The organism is Pseudomonas sp. MRSN 12121, assembly GCF_000931465.1.
GTDB lineage: Bacteria > Pseudomonadota > Gammaproteobacteria > Pseudomonadales > Pseudomonadaceae > Aquipseudomonas.
In genome coordinates this window covers 3,735,126-3,751,640 of sequence record NZ_CP010892.1, presented here as the reverse complement: position 1 = coordinate 3,751,640, position 16,515 = coordinate 3,735,126, and the positions used below count along the sequence as shown (strand labels likewise).

Genomic DNA, 16,515 nt, shown 5'->3' with positions numbered 1-16,515 from the left:
TGTTCTACCCAAGTACCTTCCCGCATATTCGAGCCTTCGAAGTGGTGCGGCGTTGCTCTGCCGTTGAAGCCTTCGGCTTGCAGTTCATAATCCTGGGCCTTTTGCCTGGCCTCGGTACTGCCGATAATTCCTTCGCTGCTAAGCGGTCGCTAGCTTTAATCTGAAGCGACTTATGGAATCTTGATTCCCAACGCATTCAGCGATGGCGTATCCATCCGGCCATTCACGGCCAGCCCACTGTCCATCTGAAAGGCCATCAACGCGCCACGTGTCGCCTTGCCCATCACCCCATCAATGGAGCCTTGGTAATACTGGCGCACCATCAGTGCGGTCTGCACACGGGTGACCAGGTTGCTTTTTTGTTCATTGGTCGCGCGACTCTTTGAAGTGCTCGAACTTGTCCCGCTGGTGGTGCCAGACGACTGATAAAGGCTATTGCTGCTGGACGTGCCGCTTGAAGCACTCGGCGCGCTATAGCTTCGGGTGCTGGTAGCGGGTGGGCTGTAGTAACGAGGTGCGCTATAGCCACCCGAGCCGCTGTAGTGGGAACTGTGCGAACTGTGGGACCGGTGTGAACTGTGCGAGCGATGTGCTGCATAGATGTTGACGGTATCAGGTGAATTGAGCGTATCGGCAAATACGGGGGGCTGTAGCTGGTCGTTGGGTTGCCAATTCGCATCGGCTAGCGACAGATGGCCTGCCTGTGCCAGGGTGGTACCTGCCATCGGCAGTAAGCTGATCCCACTGATCAGGACTTTCCAGCGGTCGAGCAATTTCACTGTGCACTCCTTGCATAGGCGCTAAAGGCCTCGGTCGATAGTAGTTTTACGCCGCGGCTCTGCCAGCGGTCGGTGTGGGATTTGAAGAAGCCAGAGCAATGTTTGACGGCAGCGCATTGCTGGCAGGTATTGATGAACAGGTTCTTCCAGTCCGAGATGCTCTGGCGGGAGAAACGCGAAAGGTGGGCCGGGATCAGGCACAGGGGCAAGTTGTAGATCGAAACCGGTACTCCGCGGTTGAACAGGAAATACACGGCCTGGCTCAACGACTCCTGATAGTCCAGTGGGTCAATCCACAGTTCTTCATAGTTCTTCCTGGCTAGGCCGGTACTTTCGATACCCATCAGCGCAACATGCCGCACGAAGGGCAAGTTCCTGAATACGTAGTAGGCGAGCTCGGGCAAGCGTGGCGTGGTCAGGCGATTGAGCACCACGCGTATCTCGATGATCTGGTTGGTCCGCGCCAGGTTGTAAAGACCTTGCAGGGTTTCGCTGAACGCGCCTGGAGCCTGCACCACATGGTCATGGTCTTCGGCATTGTCGGCATACAGCGGGATGCCCCAGCTCAATTGAGGGTGACCGAGGGCAGAGAGTGCTGCGATCCAGCTCGGGTCTTGGAACAGACGCCCGTTGCTGAGCACATGAATGGATTTCTGCGGCAAAACGGCTTTGCACTTGGCCAGGATTTCGAGCAGGCCGTCACGATATAGCGTGGGTTCTCCGCCGCTGATTCCCAGATTTTCCTCACCAGGGTCCATCAGGTCGATCAGCCGTAGGTTCTCCTCGATGTGCCAACGGTCATCGATATCTTTGGGCGGCTGCGAGCACATCAGACAGAGGCTGTTGCAACGATCGGTTATGAACAGCAGGTTGCTGTCTGAGCCTCGTCGATAGAGCACTCGCACCAACGAGTTGCCTGGTGTGATGGCAATGACATCGCCGGGCTGCACGACATCCGCATCTTTAGGGGTGTGCAGGTGTGGCCGCGCGCTGTCGAAGTCGCCGATCAATGGCTCCGGGATCAGGAATCCACCCACCGGTAATGAGAGCAGATGCGGGCTCCGTAGCCGTTCTTCGTTTGGCAGCCAAAGCAGCAGGTCACCGAACTCAGCGCTTCCGGCGCAAACAGCCAGGCCTTGTTCGATGAACTCATCCAGAGTGATGACCTTGAGCAGTTTCGGCTCATTCAGGTGATGGATTTCGAAGTGGGTATCTTTGCGCAGCATCGCCATCAGCCCCTGTAACCCGGGAACCGGACATCGTTGTAAGAGCGCCTGTTCAACCAAGACAGCAGCACCCTCTGCACGTTGTCGTCGCCATCGCAAAGCAGACCGAAAAGATGCTTCAGCAGCCCCATGTTCTTCTTGCAGAAGCTGCTGAACACTCGGTGTCCGATCGGGTCAGCTTGGCGGGCATAGTGTTCGACGGGGTCAGCACCACAGTACGGGACAAGTGCGCAGTCGGAGCAGCCCGGCAGCGTCTCTGCTACACCACTGGCGAGCAACGCATTCATAACTGGCGATGCGAGTAATTCGGACAAGGGTTGCTGCACGGTGCCGAGTCTCAAGCCGTCTTCACCCATTTCCAGCAGCATTCGGGCTTCGTCCGAGGGATAGACGTAACCGTCATAGTTGTAAACCAGCGCCGCAGTGCCAGCGCCAGCAGGGGACCGCAGGTCTACGTAGCCGGAGGAGAAGGGGGTCAAGATATTTTTCAGCAGCAGGCTCGTATAACTCTCTGAGAGGTATACGCCCTGTTGGTTGATGTGCAGCAAATAGGCCAGTGCCTTCTTGTAGAAGGCCAGGTAGTGCTCAATAGAGTAATCAAGTCGATGGGCACTCTTGGTGGCAAACCCATAAGGGCTCAGAGGCCGAAGCGAGATGCTGGAGAAGCTCTGGCTTACATACTCATCGATGATCGCTTCAGGTTGTTCGAGGCTTCGTGAAGTTAGCGTGGTCAGTGCGGAAACAGCATCATGGCCAAGGCGCTCACGGACCCACTGGATGCCTTTTACAGTGCGTTCGTAGGAGTCTCGTGACGGGGTAGGGCGGTTGGCATTGTGCAAGGGCGCCGGCCCATCGAGCGAGGTCGAAAACAGGATGTGATTTTGTTCTGCGAAGTCGAGTATTTCCTCCGTCAGATGGTGCAGCGTGGTAGTGATGACGAACTGGATATCCCGTTGTTCGAGCACGTTCCTTTCAACGACCCATTCTACGATCTGGCGGACGCGCTCGAAGGCCAGAAGTGGTTCACCACCCTGAAACTCCACAGTCAGGGCGGGAGCGCTCGATTCGAACAGGCGATCGACTGCCGCTTGTGCATCCGCTTCCGACAGGTCGTGTCCGGATCCTCCCAGAGGCGCCCGCGACACTTGGCAGTACTGACAGGTGTGGTTACAGCGCAATGTAACCACGAACAAGTGCAGTGCAGGGCCCTGGAAGAGGAAGTCCTTGCGGCTGCGATACTGCGCGGCCATTTCCGGGAACGGGTTGTGGCGACCTGGTTCGTAGATGAAGTGGCGGGCCAACAGGTCCTTGTAAAAAGGCGTACCTGCTTGAGCGTCGAAGTAACTGAGGGCCCGTAATTGCGCTTCGTTCACGCGCATGTACTCACCGGTATCGGAGGTGAGCAAGATGTCACAGTCATGTCCCGTGTTCATGCGCATGAATCGAAAAGGCAGCAAGCGGTAGTGCTTGGCATCTGTCGCAATCAGTGTCACTGGGAAATCCCACATCCAGCGAGTGCAGCTCGAGCCAGAACTTCGCGCAGCCCCGCTGTTTCGCGGTCAATGTGATCGCGAAGGGCGAAGTCGTTCAGATGTTGGAGGATCTGCAAGTTTGCCTGCTCCGGGGAAAGCGGCAGTATTGCTTCTGCGGGGAAGGCCGTGAGACGAATCTGGTTGGCTTCGATAGCGATCTGGATCGCGACGGTGTCGGCCAGGGAGTAAGCGGCACGTTGCACCACACTGAGAGGGTACGCTGCGCTGTCAATTTTCAGCGTGACGGGCCATGTCATCGGAACCGGTCCTTCAAATCCATTGGGAACGTGTGGATTTTGCCGGTTGCTGAGGCATTGTGCTATTACAATTTTTGCGTTTGTGCAGCATGGCGGGTTCTGCGCTCACTGCGGCTCGGCCATCAGCAACAGTGGCGCAGGGGGCCGTCCGACAATTCCGGCGCCGCCCAGCCTGCACGCCGACGGCTAAAGGCTGTCCGGATCGCCGAAGAACATCTGGATCCGCGAGCGCAGCCAGCGTTCGCCGGGGTCGTTGTCCTGGGAGCCGCGCCAGGCCATGTGCAGTTCGAAGCTGCGGGTCGGCAGGGGTGGGTCTTCGGCGCGCACGCCGCCGGCGGCGGTCAGGGCGTCGGCGGTGTAGTCCGGCACGGTGGCGATGATGTCGGTGCCGGTGAGCAGGGTGCTCAGGCCGTTGAACTGCGGCACCGCGAGCACCACGTGGCGCTTGCGCCCGAGTTTTTCCAGTTCTTCGTCGATAAAGCCGCTGAGGTCGCCGGCGAACGACACCAGCGCGTGGGGACGGGCGCAGAAGTCATCGAGGCTCAGGGCGCCGGGCATGCTGTCGGCCCGCAGCAGCTTGGGCAGGCTGCGCCGCAGCACCTTGCGCTTGGCGTTGGCCGGCAGGTCCTGGGTGTAGCTGACGCCGATGGAGATTTCCCCGGACGCCAGCAGGGCCGGCATCAGCAGGTAGTTGGCGCGGCGCACCACCAGCACGATCCCCGGTGCTTCGGCGCGCAGGCGCTTGAGCAGCAGCGGCAGCAGGGCGAATTCGGCGTCGTCGGACAGGCCGATCCGGAACACCGCGGTGCTGGTCGCCGGGTCGAACTCGGCCGCGCGGCTGACCGCGGTGGAGATCGAGTCCAGGGCGGGCGAGAGCAGGGCGAAGATTTCCATGGCCCGGGCCGAGGGTTCCATGCTGCGCCCGGTGCGCACGAACAGCGGGTCGTCGAACAGGCTGCGCAGGCGCGACAGGGCCGCGCTGATGGCCGGCTGGCCGAGGAAGAGTTTCTCCGCCGCCCGGGTCACGCTGCGTTCGTGCATCAATGTTTCAAATACGATCAACAGGTTCAGGTCGACACGACGCAGGTCATTACGATTCATCTTGAGTCCTGGCAGAGTCAGCAAACTTGACGAGAGCAGCCATATGAGAACAATGGCCGGCATGAATCTTACGGGGAAAGGCTGCTACTCTGCACCGGCTAATTGTTTTTTCCTGTAAGGAACCCCTTCGCTCTGGCACGCGGTTTATCGCGGTTGCCGCTGTCGCGGAATCAATGACAGGCATGTCGACTATTAATAGCCACTGATGGTCTTGGTCAGAAAGCCCAGATAGAGTTCAGGGCATTAGAGGTTACTTTGACGAGGTTTGCGATGTCCCGCACGATCCGTTTTCACAAGTTTGGTCCGGCCGAGGTGCTCAAGTGCGAAGAGCATGCGGCCGCTTTGCCTGCGCCAGGCGAAGTGCAGGTACGTGTCGAAGCGATCGGCATCAGTTGGTACGACGTACTCTGGCGCCAGAACCTGGCGTCTTCCCATGCCCGCCTGCCTTCCGGCCTCGGCCATGAGATGGCCGGCGTGGTGACCGCCGTCGGCGAAGGCGTCGACGACCTGGCCATTGGCGACAAGGTTGCCAGTTTCCCGGCCGAAAGCCCCAACGATTACCCGGTCTACGGCGAGCAGATCGTCCTGCCGCGCTCGGCGCTGACCCGCTACCCCGACATCCTCAGCCCGATCGAAGCCGCCGTGCACTACACGCCGCTGCTGGTGGCGTACTTCGCCTATGTCGACCTGGCGCGGGTCAAGCCCGGGCAGTTCGCCCTGGTCACCGACGCCAGCCACTGTGCCGGCCCGTCCTTCGTCCAGCTGGGCAAGGCGCTGGGCGTGCGGGTGATCGCCGCGACCAAGACCGCTGAAGAGCGGGAGAACCTGCTGTCCCTGGGTGCCGAGAAAGTGATCGTCACCGAAGAGCAGGACCTGCTCATGCAGATCAACAAATACACCGACAACCGTGGTGTCGATGTGGTCTTCGATGGCCTGGGCGGCCCGCAGATGTCGCTGCTCGGCGACGTCCTGGCGCCACGCGGCAGCCTGGTGCTCTATGGCCTGCAGGGTGGCAACCAGACGCCATTCCCGGCCTGCGCCGCGTTCCAGAAGAACATCCAGTTCTTCGTGCACTGCATCGGCAACTTCACCGGCAAGCCCGAGCTGGGCATCATCCAGGACCAGGTGGCCTTGCAGCGCGCCTTGCGCGACATCAACCAGCTGACGGCGGACCGTGTGCTGCTGCCGCTAAAGACCCGGGTCTTCGGGTTCAACGAGTTCATCGAAGCCCACCGCTACATGGATGAATGTCCTTGCCGCGAACGGGTCGCCTTGCAGGTCGAACCGGCCTGATCCCGACGCCAGGGCTCGCATCGCGCACCCTGGCGTTCTTGTCTGCGTATCCATTCCCTTGTTTGTTTCTGCCTCGCTAGTGGCGGCTTCCCTGTGCCCGTCGGTAAGGGCGCGGCTGGGTTCCCGCCGATTGCGTGAGTCGTCACGGATAGATCCCATCGCGCCGTGGTCAAACTGCCAGTAAACTGCGCAGCACTCACCGAACCATCCTTTTCCCGAGGTTTTGCATGACACTCAGTCCTTTTGCGGGCAAGCCGGCACCGGCCGAACTGCTGGTCGATATTCCGCGACTGGTAACGGCCTACTACACCGGCCAGCCCGATGCCTCCATCGCCACCCAGCGTGTCGCCTTCGGCACCTCGGGGCATCGTGGCAGCTCGTTCGACCTGAGTTTCAACGAATGGCACGTCCTGGCCATCAGCCAGGCGATCTGCCTGTATCGCCAGTCCCAGGGGATCGATGGCCCGCTGTTCGTCGGCATCGACACTCACGCGCTGTCCACGCCGGCGGGCGCCAGCGCCCTGGAAGTGCTGGCCGCCAACGGCGTGACCGTGATGATCGCCGCGGGCGATGAATACACCCCGACGCCGGCGGTGTCCCATGCGATTCTCTGCTACAACCGCGGCCGCACCAGCGGCCTGGCCGACGGCATCGTCATTACCCCGTCGCACAACCCGCCGCAAAGCGGTGGTTTCAAGTACAACCCTACCAACGGCGGGCCGGCCGACACGCATATCACCAAGTGGATCGAGGCCAAGGCCAACGAGCTGCTGGCCAACAAGCTGGCCGGGGTGAAGCGTGTCAGCTACGAGCAGGCGCTGAAAGCCGACACCACTCATCGTCATGACTACCTCAACAGCTATGTCGCCGACCTGATCAACGTCATTGACCTGGACGCCATCCGCAATGCCAAGCTGCGCCTGGGCGTCGATCCGCTGGGCGGAGCGGGGGTGCGCTACTGGTCGGCGATCGCCGAGCACTATCGCCTCGACCTGGACGTGGTCAACAAACAAGTCGACGCCACCTTCCGCTTCATGTCCGTCGACTGGGACGGGCAGATCCGCATGGACCCGTCGTCGAGCCATGCGATGCAGGGCCTGATCGGCCTGAAGGATCGTTTCGACGTGGCCTTCGGCTGCGACCCGGACCACGATCGCCATGGCATCGTGACCCCGAGCGGCGGCCTGCTGGCGCCGAACAACTACCTGGCGGTGTCCATCGACTACCTGTTCCAGAACCGTCCGCAATGGCGCGCCGACGCGGCTGTGGGCAAGACCGTGGTCAGCAGCGGCTTGATCGACCGTGTGGCCGCGCGCCTGGGCCGGCGCCTGTACGAAGTACCGGTAGGCTTCAAGTGGTTCGCCGACGGCCTGTTCGATGGCTCCCTCGGCTTTGGCGGTGAGGAAAGCGCCGGCGCTTCGTTCCTGCGCAAGGACGGCGGCGTCTGGAGCACCGACAAGGATGGCCTGATCCCGGCCCTGCTGGCGGCGGAAATGACCGCGCGCACCGGTCGCGACCCGAGCCAGGCCTATCGTGCGCTGTGCGACGAACTGGGCGAGCCGTTCTCGGTGCGCGTGGACGCCAAGGCCAACCCGCAGCAGAAGGCGCTGCTCGGCAAGCTGTCGCCGGACCAGGTGACTTCGACCCAGTTGGCCGGCGAAAGCATCCAGAAGATCCTCAGCCATGCGCCGGGCAACGACCAGGCGATCGGCGGCCTCAAGGTCATGACCGAGAACGGCTGGTTCGCCGCGCGCCCATCGGGCACCGAGGACATCTACAAGATCTACGCCGAGAGCTTTATCGGCGACGATCACCTCCAGCAACTGGTGCAGGAAGCCCAGACCCTGGTGGATGGCGCGATCGGCGGCTGATCCAGGCAAGCCGGACAAAAAAGTGCCGGTGTCAAGTCTTTCGCGCAAATCAAGAAGGACTTGAAACCGTATATGGGACAGTAGGTTAGCTCCTTTCGGGGCCGCTTAGAAGAAGAGCGGCGTTGTCGGCTAGGAGCGACATAGGAGCGTTGGGAGAGAAAGCCGCATCGCACTGTGTAGTGCTGGATTGCCGAGGAACGGCGGGCCTGTCGCATCATCATAGCCCAACAGGCTCGGCGGCATCCAGAATGAAGAACGCGCAGCCTGGGCTGCGCGTTCGATGGATGCCGTTGAATAGCATGCGGTGCAATCATGGCGGCTTCGGTGGTGTGCTGCGGGTCGCCGTGCCCTTCCTGAATCCTCGATCCCCCGCCATGAACGCTTCCAGCATATGCGGGATCAGCGTCGCCGCATCAACGGCCTCGCCATACGCCTGCGCGTGTAGCGCGGCGTAGCGGTCGAGGTCGGCTTTCAAGCTGGTCGGGCAAACGAAAGTCAGCTTGGTGCTCTCGGTCTTCGGCAGCGGGCCGAGCCGCAGCTTCTTGGTCGTGCTCATCGTGAAGTCCCCCGGTTGAAGAACAGCGGCTGGTACCGCCGCAGCACCAGATCCCGGTTGACGATGATGCGAACCGGCAGGCCCGGCCGTTGCGTTAAGGTCGGCTGGATGTTGAGGTTGCGCCGGGTCATCTCCTGGCCGACCTGATTGATGCTGTCCTGCGCGCTGTCGCGCCCAGCGATGATGACGCGATCACCATCCTGCCGGTTCTCCGGCGCGGCCAGCTCGGCACCGACGCCCAGCAGCGTGGTGAGTGCCGCACCGGCAAAGATGCGGCCCCAGTGGTAGTCCACATCGTCCTCCAGCCCGGCATAGCCGGCTGGGTCGGTGCCGGCCAGGTTGTCGAGCGTGAGCGAAGACGTGTCCGGCAGGATGATCCGGTTCCAGACGACTTGAACGCGGCTCTGCCCGTAGCTGACCTGGCTGTTGTATTTGCCCAGGATGCGCGAACCCTGCGGAATCAGCAGGAAGCGCCCGGAGGCTGTGTCATAGACCGGCTCCGTCACCGTGGCGATCACGTCGCCGGGCAAGTCCGACTTAATCCCCGTCACCAAGGCACCTGCGACCACCGTTCCGGCCATGACCTGATACGGCGAAGTTGGCAGGGTCAGATTGCCGGAATTACGGGTTTCAGTGGAGCCACCTTTCAAGAAAGCCTCTTTATGGTCTTGCCGGTTTTGCACCGCTGTCGGGTCAGCAGGCTGGGCCGCCGTGGAGACCGGCCCGGCCGCCAGCGGGTCAAACACCGCATTGGCGGCGAAGCCCGGCGCAGCGGCCACCTGTGTCTGCGCCACCGGCGCCGCATTCTGCCCTCCCGAGCGGAAGAACACGGACGAGGCCGCGGCCGCTTCGGCTTCTTTGCGCAGAGCATCGTTCGGGTCGTGGCCGGGGGCCGCGTAGGCGGCCGTCGCCGGCTGCTGCGACTTCACGATGGCCGGGCCAAGATCGCCCGGCAGCGGCGGCCCCAGTTCGGGAACGGCAGGCGGCAACGCCGGCGGCAGCTTGGAGTAGTCCGTCGGCAGCGCATCCAGTCCTTCAGACTTCGAGACACGATCGACGTTGTAAAGCTCGGTCTGCTCGCCCGCACCGCGCCGCTGAGGTTGCAGCGACCACATCACCGCGCCGAGCACGGCCACCGCCAGGACGCCGGCGAGGATGGCCAGCGTGCGCCGATTCAGGCGCGTGACCGGGCGCGGCTGGGCGCGAAGCGCGACCGCCTCGGGAGCGATCTTGCCCGCCGCCTGCGGCGCGGCAAGGTCGGGAGTGTCATCCTGGCTCATGGTCAGTTCCTCCGCGCAACGCCATCGGTGCGCTCGATCCGCACCACGTCGCCGCCGTCGCCGCCCAGCCGCAGTTCGGCCGCGCCGAACAGGCGATCCACGACGTAGTACGGCGCGCGGAAACGGTAGTTCACCAATTGCCCGTCGCCCTGCGCGCCGATGACAAACAGCGGCGGCAACTCGCCCTGGGCGATGCCCGCCGGAAACTGGATATAGACCTTCTCTCCATCATCGAAGGCGCGTAGCGGCTTCCACGGCGGGTTGCTGCCCGATACCGCGTAGCGGAAGCGGATCTTGTCCAGCGACAGGCCCGTATCGACAGGCGTTGTCGCCTGCGCAGCCTGCGCCTGGCGCTGCAACGCGAGCATCCGGTCTTTCGGGTAGTCCCAGGATACCGACGCCATCCATGCCTTCTCGGTCGAGGTCAGCTCCAGCAGGTAGGTGCGCCGACTGGTGGTGATGACGAGATTGGTTTTCAGGCCGGAACGGATGGGCTTGACCAGCACATTGACGCGCAGATCGGCCCCGCCGCCGCTGGACGTGTCGCCCACGATCCAGCGCACGGTATCGCCGGCGGCGACCGTCACCAGTTCCTCGCCCGGTTGAAGCGAAACCACCGTCACGCGCCCCGGCGACGCATAGACCTGATAAAGCGCGCCATCGGTGAACGGCCACACCTGAATCGCGTTGACGTAGCCCTCACGGGTAGGCGCGATACGCGCTTCTGCATTGGCACGGGAAACGCGCACCTTTTCGTCGGCCGGCTCCGGCGCAACGGGGGCCTCATCGAGTTCCGGCAGCGGCTTCAACTGCGCCGGCAGCGCCAGCGGTTCAGGGACGGCGACGACTTCGACGGGCTTGGGCGGTTCGGGCAATGGCTGGGCCAGCACCGGCTCGTCGAGCGAGATGGACGGCGGCGGCTTGCCCTGCGAGGCGCAGCCCGCGAGGGCCAGCAGCGTCAAAGGAAAAACGTAAAGGCAGAAACGAAGTTTCATGGTTTGGCTCCTTCGGAAGAATCCAGTTCGCGGCTCCATGACAGGCCGTTGACGTAGATACCCAATGGGTTCTTGCGCAAGCGCTGTTCAGTACGCGGGGTTTGCAGGACGGTCGAAAGCACGGCGTTCCAGCGTTCGGTGCCGGCGGGCGCACCGTTGACATAGCGCTGCTCTGTCCAGCGCACGTTGAAAGACGTGTCGCTGGCGCGAACCACGCTGGTGATTTGCACCGTTACCGATTCCTTGCCGATGCGGGCGAATGGGTCATTGGTGCGGGCGTAGTCGTTGAGCACCGCCGCGCCCTTGTCGGTGGTGTAGTCGTAGGCATCGAGCCAGTTCTGCCGCACCACGATGGGGTCGATGGACAGCGAGCGAACCAGCGTCACGAAGCGCGCCAGGTGGTGCGCGATCTGCGCGTCGCCGGGCCGATACGGCGTAGCGGCCTTACCTACAGCGCGCACCTGCCCGGCCTGATCGACCTCGATGACATAGGGCGTCACGATGGACTGCGCCGAGCGCCACACCAGGCCGCCGGCCATCAACAGCGCGAGCACTAGGCAGCCGAAGGCCATCAGGCGCCAATTCTTCGCCTGCACGCGGGCGGAGCCGATACGGTCGTCCCACACCTGGGCGGCGGCTTGATACGGGGTGGCAGGCTGCGGCGTATCGGCGTAGCGCACCTGCGGTCGTTTGAATCGCATGGGTGTTCTCCTTGAAGGTTAGGTATCGGAATCCCGCAGGCTCGGGCCTTGCCCGGAGCCGCCGCCGTCGCCCCCGCGCAGCGTGTGGGCGGCAGTGGTCGCGGCATGGGTAGCCTGCTGGCGGCGGTGCATCCGCTTGGCCCAGGCCGGTTGCTCTTGCTTCTGCGAGCCTGCGGTGCCGTCTGCGGTCTGGCCGCGGCCAGCACCGTCGCTGCCGGCTTCTGTGCCGTTCCAGCCAGCGCGGAAGGAGTCGGCCACCTTCTGCCCAACAGCGGAAGCACCAGAGGTGACGCTGCGGCCTGCGGCTTGTGCGCCGGTCTTGGCGACATTGCCGAGGCCAGCCGCCGCGCCCTTGGCACCGCCGCCGGCCGCAGCGGAACCGGCCTGGAACGCCGATCGGGCACTGCCGGCCGCCGAAGTCGCGGCACGCGCGCCGGCACCGGCCAGCTTTGCGGCCGCCGGGGCCATTCGTGCCCCAGCCATGACGGCGCCGCCCACTCCCGTTGCGGCGGCTCCGATGGCAACGCCGGTGCCGACAGCCCCGACCGCAGCACCAGCCATCGCGCCCGCACCAAGCTGTGGCGCACCGGACACCAGGCCGGTGGCGATACCGGGGCCGAAAATGCCCAGCGCCAGCAGCGCGAGCGAGGCCAGCATCACGACCAGCGCGTGGTCGATTGATGGTTCGTCGGGATGTACCTGGAACTCGGCAAACAGCCCGGAACCAATGCCGACGATGACGGCCAGCACCAAGACCTTGATGCCTGACGACACCACGTTGCCTAGCACCTTTTCCGCGAGGAACGAGGTCTTGTTCCAGAGTGCAAACGGGATCAAGACGAAGCCGGCGAGCGTAGTCAGTTTGAACTCGATCAGCGTGATGAAAAGCTGTACGGCCAGCACGAAGAAGCAGAGGATCACCACCAGCCAGGCGATGAACAGAACCACGATAGGGTCGATGTTCACGAACACCTCGGGGAACCCAGCCATGTCCCCGATCTGTTCCAGAATCGGCGCGGCTGCGTCGATGCCGGTCTTCGCCAGCCGGCCCGGCTGAAGAAAGTTCTCCATCGTGATGGCCGAGCCGGTAGCGGTGATTCCCAAGCCGGCGAACGAGCGGAACACGATGCTCGCCAGCCAGTTGAAGTTGCCGATGATGTAGGCGAACGCGCCGACATAGAGCACCTTGCGCAGCAGCTTGGCGATCACGTCGTCGCCCTGGCCGGTGGCGTGGCTCATGGCCCAATACAGGCCAGCGATCGTCATGTCGATGACGATGAGCGTGGCGGTGAGAAATGCCACTTCGCCCTGCAATAAGCCGAAGCCCGAGTCGATGTAGCGCGAGAACGTATCGAGGAAACGGTCGATGATGGTCACGTCGTTCATGGCGAATCCTCGGGCGGAGTGAGCGGAACGGCGCCCTCTGGCAATTCATCTGCGGGCGTATCGAAGCTCGGCGGAATCGGCGGGAGTTCAGCCAGCGAGTTGTATTCATCCGGCCCGGTATGGCCGGCGAAGAAGCGCCGCCGGAAGGCTTCGGCGGCGGCGCGGCAGGCATCCTCGCCCATGGCCTGCCGGTCGACCGCGCATTGCCCGCGCAACGCCTTGAGCCGCACCGGATCTGCGGCCAGGGCGTCGGCCAGGTTCTCGGCCGGCTGCTGGCCGCACGCGGTCAGCAGCACGGCCAGCAGGACGGAAGCGCATCGCATGGCCGCCTCCGGTCAGTTGTTGTAGAAGTTGACGGACTGCGGCGTGTACGGCGTGCCGGTGCCGAGGAAGCGCCGCCGCACTTCGCGGGCGCGCTCCATAGCCGCCGCTTGCCGCGCCAGTTCCAGCGAAGCGGCCCGGTCTTGCGTGATCTGGAGCTGCTGCGCCTGGATCGACTGCTTGGCCTGCAAAGCCAGGAGCTGGTTCGTCGCCTGCATCGCTTGCAGCGCGCCGGTGGCCGACTGGCTCTGGCTCACGAGGTCGGCCAGCGCGCTTTCGTCTTGGGCGAGGTTCTGCGACACCTGCGCCTGCATCCGCATCGCGGTGTGCAGGCCGTTCAAGGTGTTCTGCCAGCGTTCGCGGGCATCCTGTGCCATGCGGTCGCCGCTGATGGTGGAGGCGTACTGTTCCGGGTACAGGCGGGCGAACGTGGCATCCATGCTCTGCACGTCGTAGGCCAAGCCGCGCGCCTCGGCGATCAGGCGCTCGGTGGTGGCGAGCGTCGAGCGCAGGCGGTTGACGATGTTGAAGTCGAGATTTGCCAGGTTCCTGGCCTGGTTCATCAACATCTGCGCCTCGTTCTGGAGCTGGTTGATCTGGTTGTTGATCTGTTCCAGCGTGCGCACGGCGGTCAGCGTGTTCTGCACGAAGTTGGACGGGTCGAACACCGTCAGCGCGGATGCGGGCTGCACGGCCAACAGCGATACCGACAGCACAGCAGCGAGTGAGACAGAGAGCAAACGGGGCTTGGTCATCATGGCGAAACCTCCAGCGGTTGAGAAGCGAGAAAGGAAGCTGCCGCCGGAGCGGACGGCAGCAGGTCGGCGGCCCAGCCGAGGCCGCGATGGCGCAGCCACGCGCCGGCGAAGCCGGGAGCGCCGGCCTGCGTCAGCACGCGGTCAATGTCGCGTTGGTCTTGAGGGGTGGATGCGCTCGCGAATGCGAGCGCGACAGGCCCCAGGTCGAGGTCGAACAGGCGATTGCCGAGGCGCGACTGGTAGTAGTAATCGCGCTTGGGCTGGGCGGTCGCCACGATCTCAATCTGGCGGCTGCTCAAGCCGAAGCCTTCGTAGATCGTGCGAATCTGCGGCTCGGTGGCCTGCGGGTTAGGTAAGAAGATCCTGCTCGCGCAGCTTTCGATGATGGCTGGCGCGATGGTCGAGTCCTTGATGTCGGCCAGCGACTGCGTGGCGAAGATGACGCTGACGTTCTTTTTTCTGAGCGTCTTGAGCCATTGCCGGATGCGGGCCGCGAAGGACGGCTCATTGAGGAACAGCCACGCTTCATCGAGGATCAACAGCGTGGGCGCGCCGTCGAAACGTTCGTCGAAGCGGGCGAACAGGTAGCGCAGCACCGCTTGCACGGCGGCCGGGCTGTGCATCAGTTCTTCCATCTCGAAGCCCTGCACGTCGGCCATGCCCAGCCGGTCGTGGTCAGCGTCCAGCAGCTTGCCGTGTGCGCCGCCCAGCACATAGGGCGCGAGCGCTTGGCGCAGCGCGTTAAACTGCAATAACACCGACAAGCCGGTCATGGTGCGCTGCTCCACCGGCGCACCGGCAAGGCTTCTCAGCGCCGACCAGATGGCAGCCTTCTCGTCCGGGCCGACCGTCACGCCTTCGTGCAGCAGCCGGCCCTCCACCCATTCGGCGGCCCAGGTGCGGTAGCCCTCGTGGGCAATTCGCGCGAGTGGCTGGAAGGCGATGCCGCCATCGGCGCCGAGGTCATAGTGCTCACCGCCAAGGCCGAAGATGGTGGCGCGCATCGAGCGGCCCATGTCGAAGGCGAAGATCCGCGAGCCGAAGTAGCGCCGGAACTGCATGGCCAAGATGGCGAGCAGCACCGACTTGCCCATGCCGGTCGGCCCGGCGACAAGGGTGTGCCCCACGTCGCCGATGTGCGTCACCAGCCGGAACGGCGTCGCGCCATCGGTGCGGGTGACGATCAGCGGCGGGCCATCGAGGTGTTCGTTCTTCTCCGGCCCAGCCCATACCGCTGACATCGGCATCATGTGCGCCAGGTTCAGCGTCGAAACGATGGGCTGACGCACGTTCGCGTATGCGTTGCCGGGGACGGACGACAGCCAGGCATCGACTGCGTTGAGGGTTTCGGGGATGGTCACGAAACCCCGGCCCTGGATGACGCGCTCCACCATGCGCAGCTTCTCGTCGGCCACGGCCGGGTCGGCGTCGAGCACCGTCACCGTGGCGGTGAGGTAGCCGAAGGCGACTTGATCGCTGCCCAGCTCCTGCAAGGCGGCATCGGCGTCGGCGGCCTTGTTGCTGGCATCGGTATCGACCAGCGGGCTTTCCTGCTGAAAGATCGTTTCGCGCAGCAGCGCGATGACGTTCTTGCGCTTGGCGAACCATTGGCGCCGCAAGCGCCCCAATTCCCGTTCCGCCTCGGCTTTGTCCAGGCACAGGAAGCGCGTACTCCAGCGATACGCAAAGCCCAGGCGGTTGAGGTCGTCCAAGATCCCCGGCCAGGTCGAGGTCGGGAAGCCTCGTACCGACACCACGCGCAGGTGCTGATCGCCCAGCATGGGCGCCAGGCCGCCGACCAGCGCGGCATCGGCAAGCAGTGCGTCGATATGGAACGGCACGTCGGGCACGCCGACGCGATAGCGCCGGGTGGAGACTGTGGCATGCAGGTAGGTCAGCGTCTGGCTATCGTCCAGCCAGGCAATCTCCGGCATCACACCATCGAGCAGGTCGAACACGCGATCGGTCTCTGCCACGAAGGAATCAAGCCGACCACGCCAGTCCACACCCTCAGTGGGCCGGTTCTCGTACAGCATCCCAGCCGCACGGGCGCGAGACTCTTGCGGCGGTAGGTGTTGCAACGTGAAGTGATAGACGCTCTCGAAATGGCCATCCGACTCCTCGAACGCCGCGCGTCGCTCCTCATCCACCAGCCAGGACAGTGGTTCGGGAAAGGAGGATTGCGGATAGCTCGATGCCCGCATCCGCTCGGCCTCGATATAGAAGGCCCAGCCAGACCCGGTACGGCGAAGCGCGTTGTTCTGCCGCGCCGACGTGGCAATCAGCTCGCCCTGTGTCGCACTGTCCAAGTCGGGGCCGCGAAACTGGAACGTGCGTTGAAACGAACCATCTTTGTTCAGCACAACGCCCGGCGCGACCAGCCCGGCCCAGGGCAGCCAGTCGGCAAGCAAGGCCGGGCGCTGACGATATTCGGCAAGGTTCAGCATGGCGTCCTCCCC

15 protein-coding genes are annotated in these 16,515 nt (G+C 63.5%); 2 read left to right on the top strand and 13 right to left on the bottom strand.

Translation table 11 applies throughout. The features are described 5' to 3' along the window. Positions 1-170: 170 nt before the first annotated feature. The 5 genes from hxsA to TO66_RS16935 all read right to left on the bottom strand — a co-directional run bounded on the left by hxsA (position 171) and on the right by TO66_RS16935 (position 4,895). Positions 171-779, bottom strand: a complete 609-nt coding sequence (gene hxsA / locus TO66_RS16955) for a His-Xaa-Ser repeat protein HxsA (RefSeq protein WP_044463373.1) — start codon at positions 777-779, stop codon at positions 171-173. Next, positions 776-2,011: a His-Xaa-Ser system radical SAM maturase HxsC gene (hxsC, locus tag TO66_RS16950; protein WP_044463372.1), complete on the bottom strand. Its 1,236-nt coding sequence runs from the start codon at positions 2,009-2,011 to the stop codon at positions 776-778. The genes hxsA and hxsC overlap by 4 nt, the downstream gene beginning before the upstream one ends. Beyond that, positions 2,011-3,498, bottom strand: a complete 1,488-nt coding sequence (hxsB, locus tag TO66_RS16945) for a His-Xaa-Ser system radical SAM maturase HxsB (protein WP_044463371.1) — start codon at positions 3,496-3,498, stop codon at positions 2,011-2,013. Before hxsB ends, hxsC begins: the two co-directional genes overlap by 1 nt. Then, on the bottom strand, positions 3,495-3,794 hold the full coding sequence (hxsD, locus tag TO66_RS16940) for a His-Xaa-Ser system protein HxsD (protein ID WP_044463370.1): 300 nt from the start codon (positions 3,792-3,794) through the stop codon (positions 3,495-3,497). The genes hxsB and hxsD overlap by 4 nt, the downstream gene beginning before the upstream one ends. A gap of 186 nt (positions 3,795-3,980) precedes the next feature. Continuing rightward, a complete protein-coding gene (locus TO66_RS16935) occupies positions 3,981-4,895 on the bottom strand; it encodes a LysR family transcriptional regulator (RefSeq protein WP_044463369.1) in 915 nt (304 codons plus the stop codon). Positions 4,896-5,165: 270 nt separating this feature from the next. Between TO66_RS16935 and TO66_RS16930 the strand changes: the two genes are divergently transcribed. Next, positions 5,166-6,188, top strand: a complete 1,023-nt coding sequence (locus TO66_RS16930) for a zinc-dependent alcohol dehydrogenase family protein (protein ID WP_044463368.1) — start codon at positions 5,166-5,168, stop codon at positions 6,186-6,188. 227 nt (positions 6,189-6,415) lie between these two features. After that, positions 6,416-8,059 carry a phosphoglucomutase (alpha-D-glucose-1,6-bisphosphate-dependent) gene (pgm, locus tag TO66_RS16925; protein ID WP_044463367.1) on the top strand — a complete coding sequence of 548 codons (1,644 nt, stop codon included), beginning with the start codon at positions 6,416-6,418 and terminating at the stop codon, positions 8,057-8,059. 310 nt (positions 8,060-8,369) lie between these two features. On the opposite strand, the gene TO66_RS16920 is transcribed toward pgm, so the two are convergent. Genes TO66_RS16920 through trbE form a run of 8 tightly spaced genes read right to left on the bottom strand, consistent with a single transcriptional unit; the run spans position 8,370 to position 16,503 of the window. Continuing rightward, a complete protein-coding gene (locus TO66_RS16920; RefSeq protein ID WP_006378741.1) occupies positions 8,370-8,615 on the bottom strand; it encodes a DUF2274 domain-containing protein in 246 nt (81 codons plus the stop codon). Then, positions 8,612-9,895 carry a TrbI/VirB10 family protein gene (locus TO66_RS16915; protein WP_016487820.1) on the bottom strand — a complete coding sequence of 428 codons (1,284 nt, stop codon included), beginning with the start codon at positions 9,893-9,895 and terminating at the stop codon, positions 8,612-8,614. The genes TO66_RS16920 and TO66_RS16915 overlap by 4 nt, the downstream gene beginning before the upstream one ends. Before the next feature lie 2 nt (positions 9,896-9,897). Next, positions 9,898-10,890 carry a P-type conjugative transfer protein TrbG gene (gene trbG / locus TO66_RS16910; protein WP_016487821.1) on the bottom strand — a complete coding sequence of 331 codons (993 nt, stop codon included), beginning with the start codon at positions 10,888-10,890 and terminating at the stop codon, positions 9,898-9,900. Further along, the gene (gene trbF, locus TO66_RS16905) at positions 10,887-11,591 is read right to left on the bottom strand and encodes a conjugal transfer protein TrbF (RefSeq protein WP_006378793.1); all 705 of its coding nucleotides are present in this window, start codon (positions 11,589-11,591) and stop codon (positions 10,887-10,889) included. Before trbF ends, trbG begins: the two co-directional genes overlap by 4 nt. Before the next feature lie 18 nt (positions 11,592-11,609). Then, on the bottom strand, positions 11,610-12,977 hold the full coding sequence (gene trbL, locus TO66_RS16900; protein WP_006378795.1) for a P-type conjugative transfer protein TrbL: 1,368 nt from the start codon (positions 12,975-12,977) through the stop codon (positions 11,610-11,612). Further along, positions 12,974-13,300: a hypothetical protein gene (locus TO66_RS16895; RefSeq protein ID WP_006378798.1), complete on the bottom strand. Its 327-nt coding sequence runs from the start codon at positions 13,298-13,300 to the stop codon at positions 12,974-12,976. Before TO66_RS16895 ends, trbL begins: the two co-directional genes overlap by 4 nt. 12 nt (positions 13,301-13,312) lie before the next feature. Further along, positions 13,313-14,056 carry a P-type conjugative transfer protein TrbJ gene (gene trbJ / locus TO66_RS16890; protein ID WP_006378800.1) on the bottom strand — a complete coding sequence of 248 codons (744 nt, stop codon included), beginning with the start codon at positions 14,054-14,056 and terminating at the stop codon, positions 13,313-13,315. Continuing rightward, positions 14,053-16,503: a conjugal transfer protein TrbE gene (gene trbE, locus TO66_RS16885; protein ID WP_006378801.1), complete on the bottom strand. Its 2,451-nt coding sequence runs from the start codon at positions 16,501-16,503 to the stop codon at positions 14,053-14,055. Before trbE ends, trbJ begins: the two co-directional genes overlap by 4 nt. Positions 16,504-16,515 lie beyond the last annotated feature (12 nt).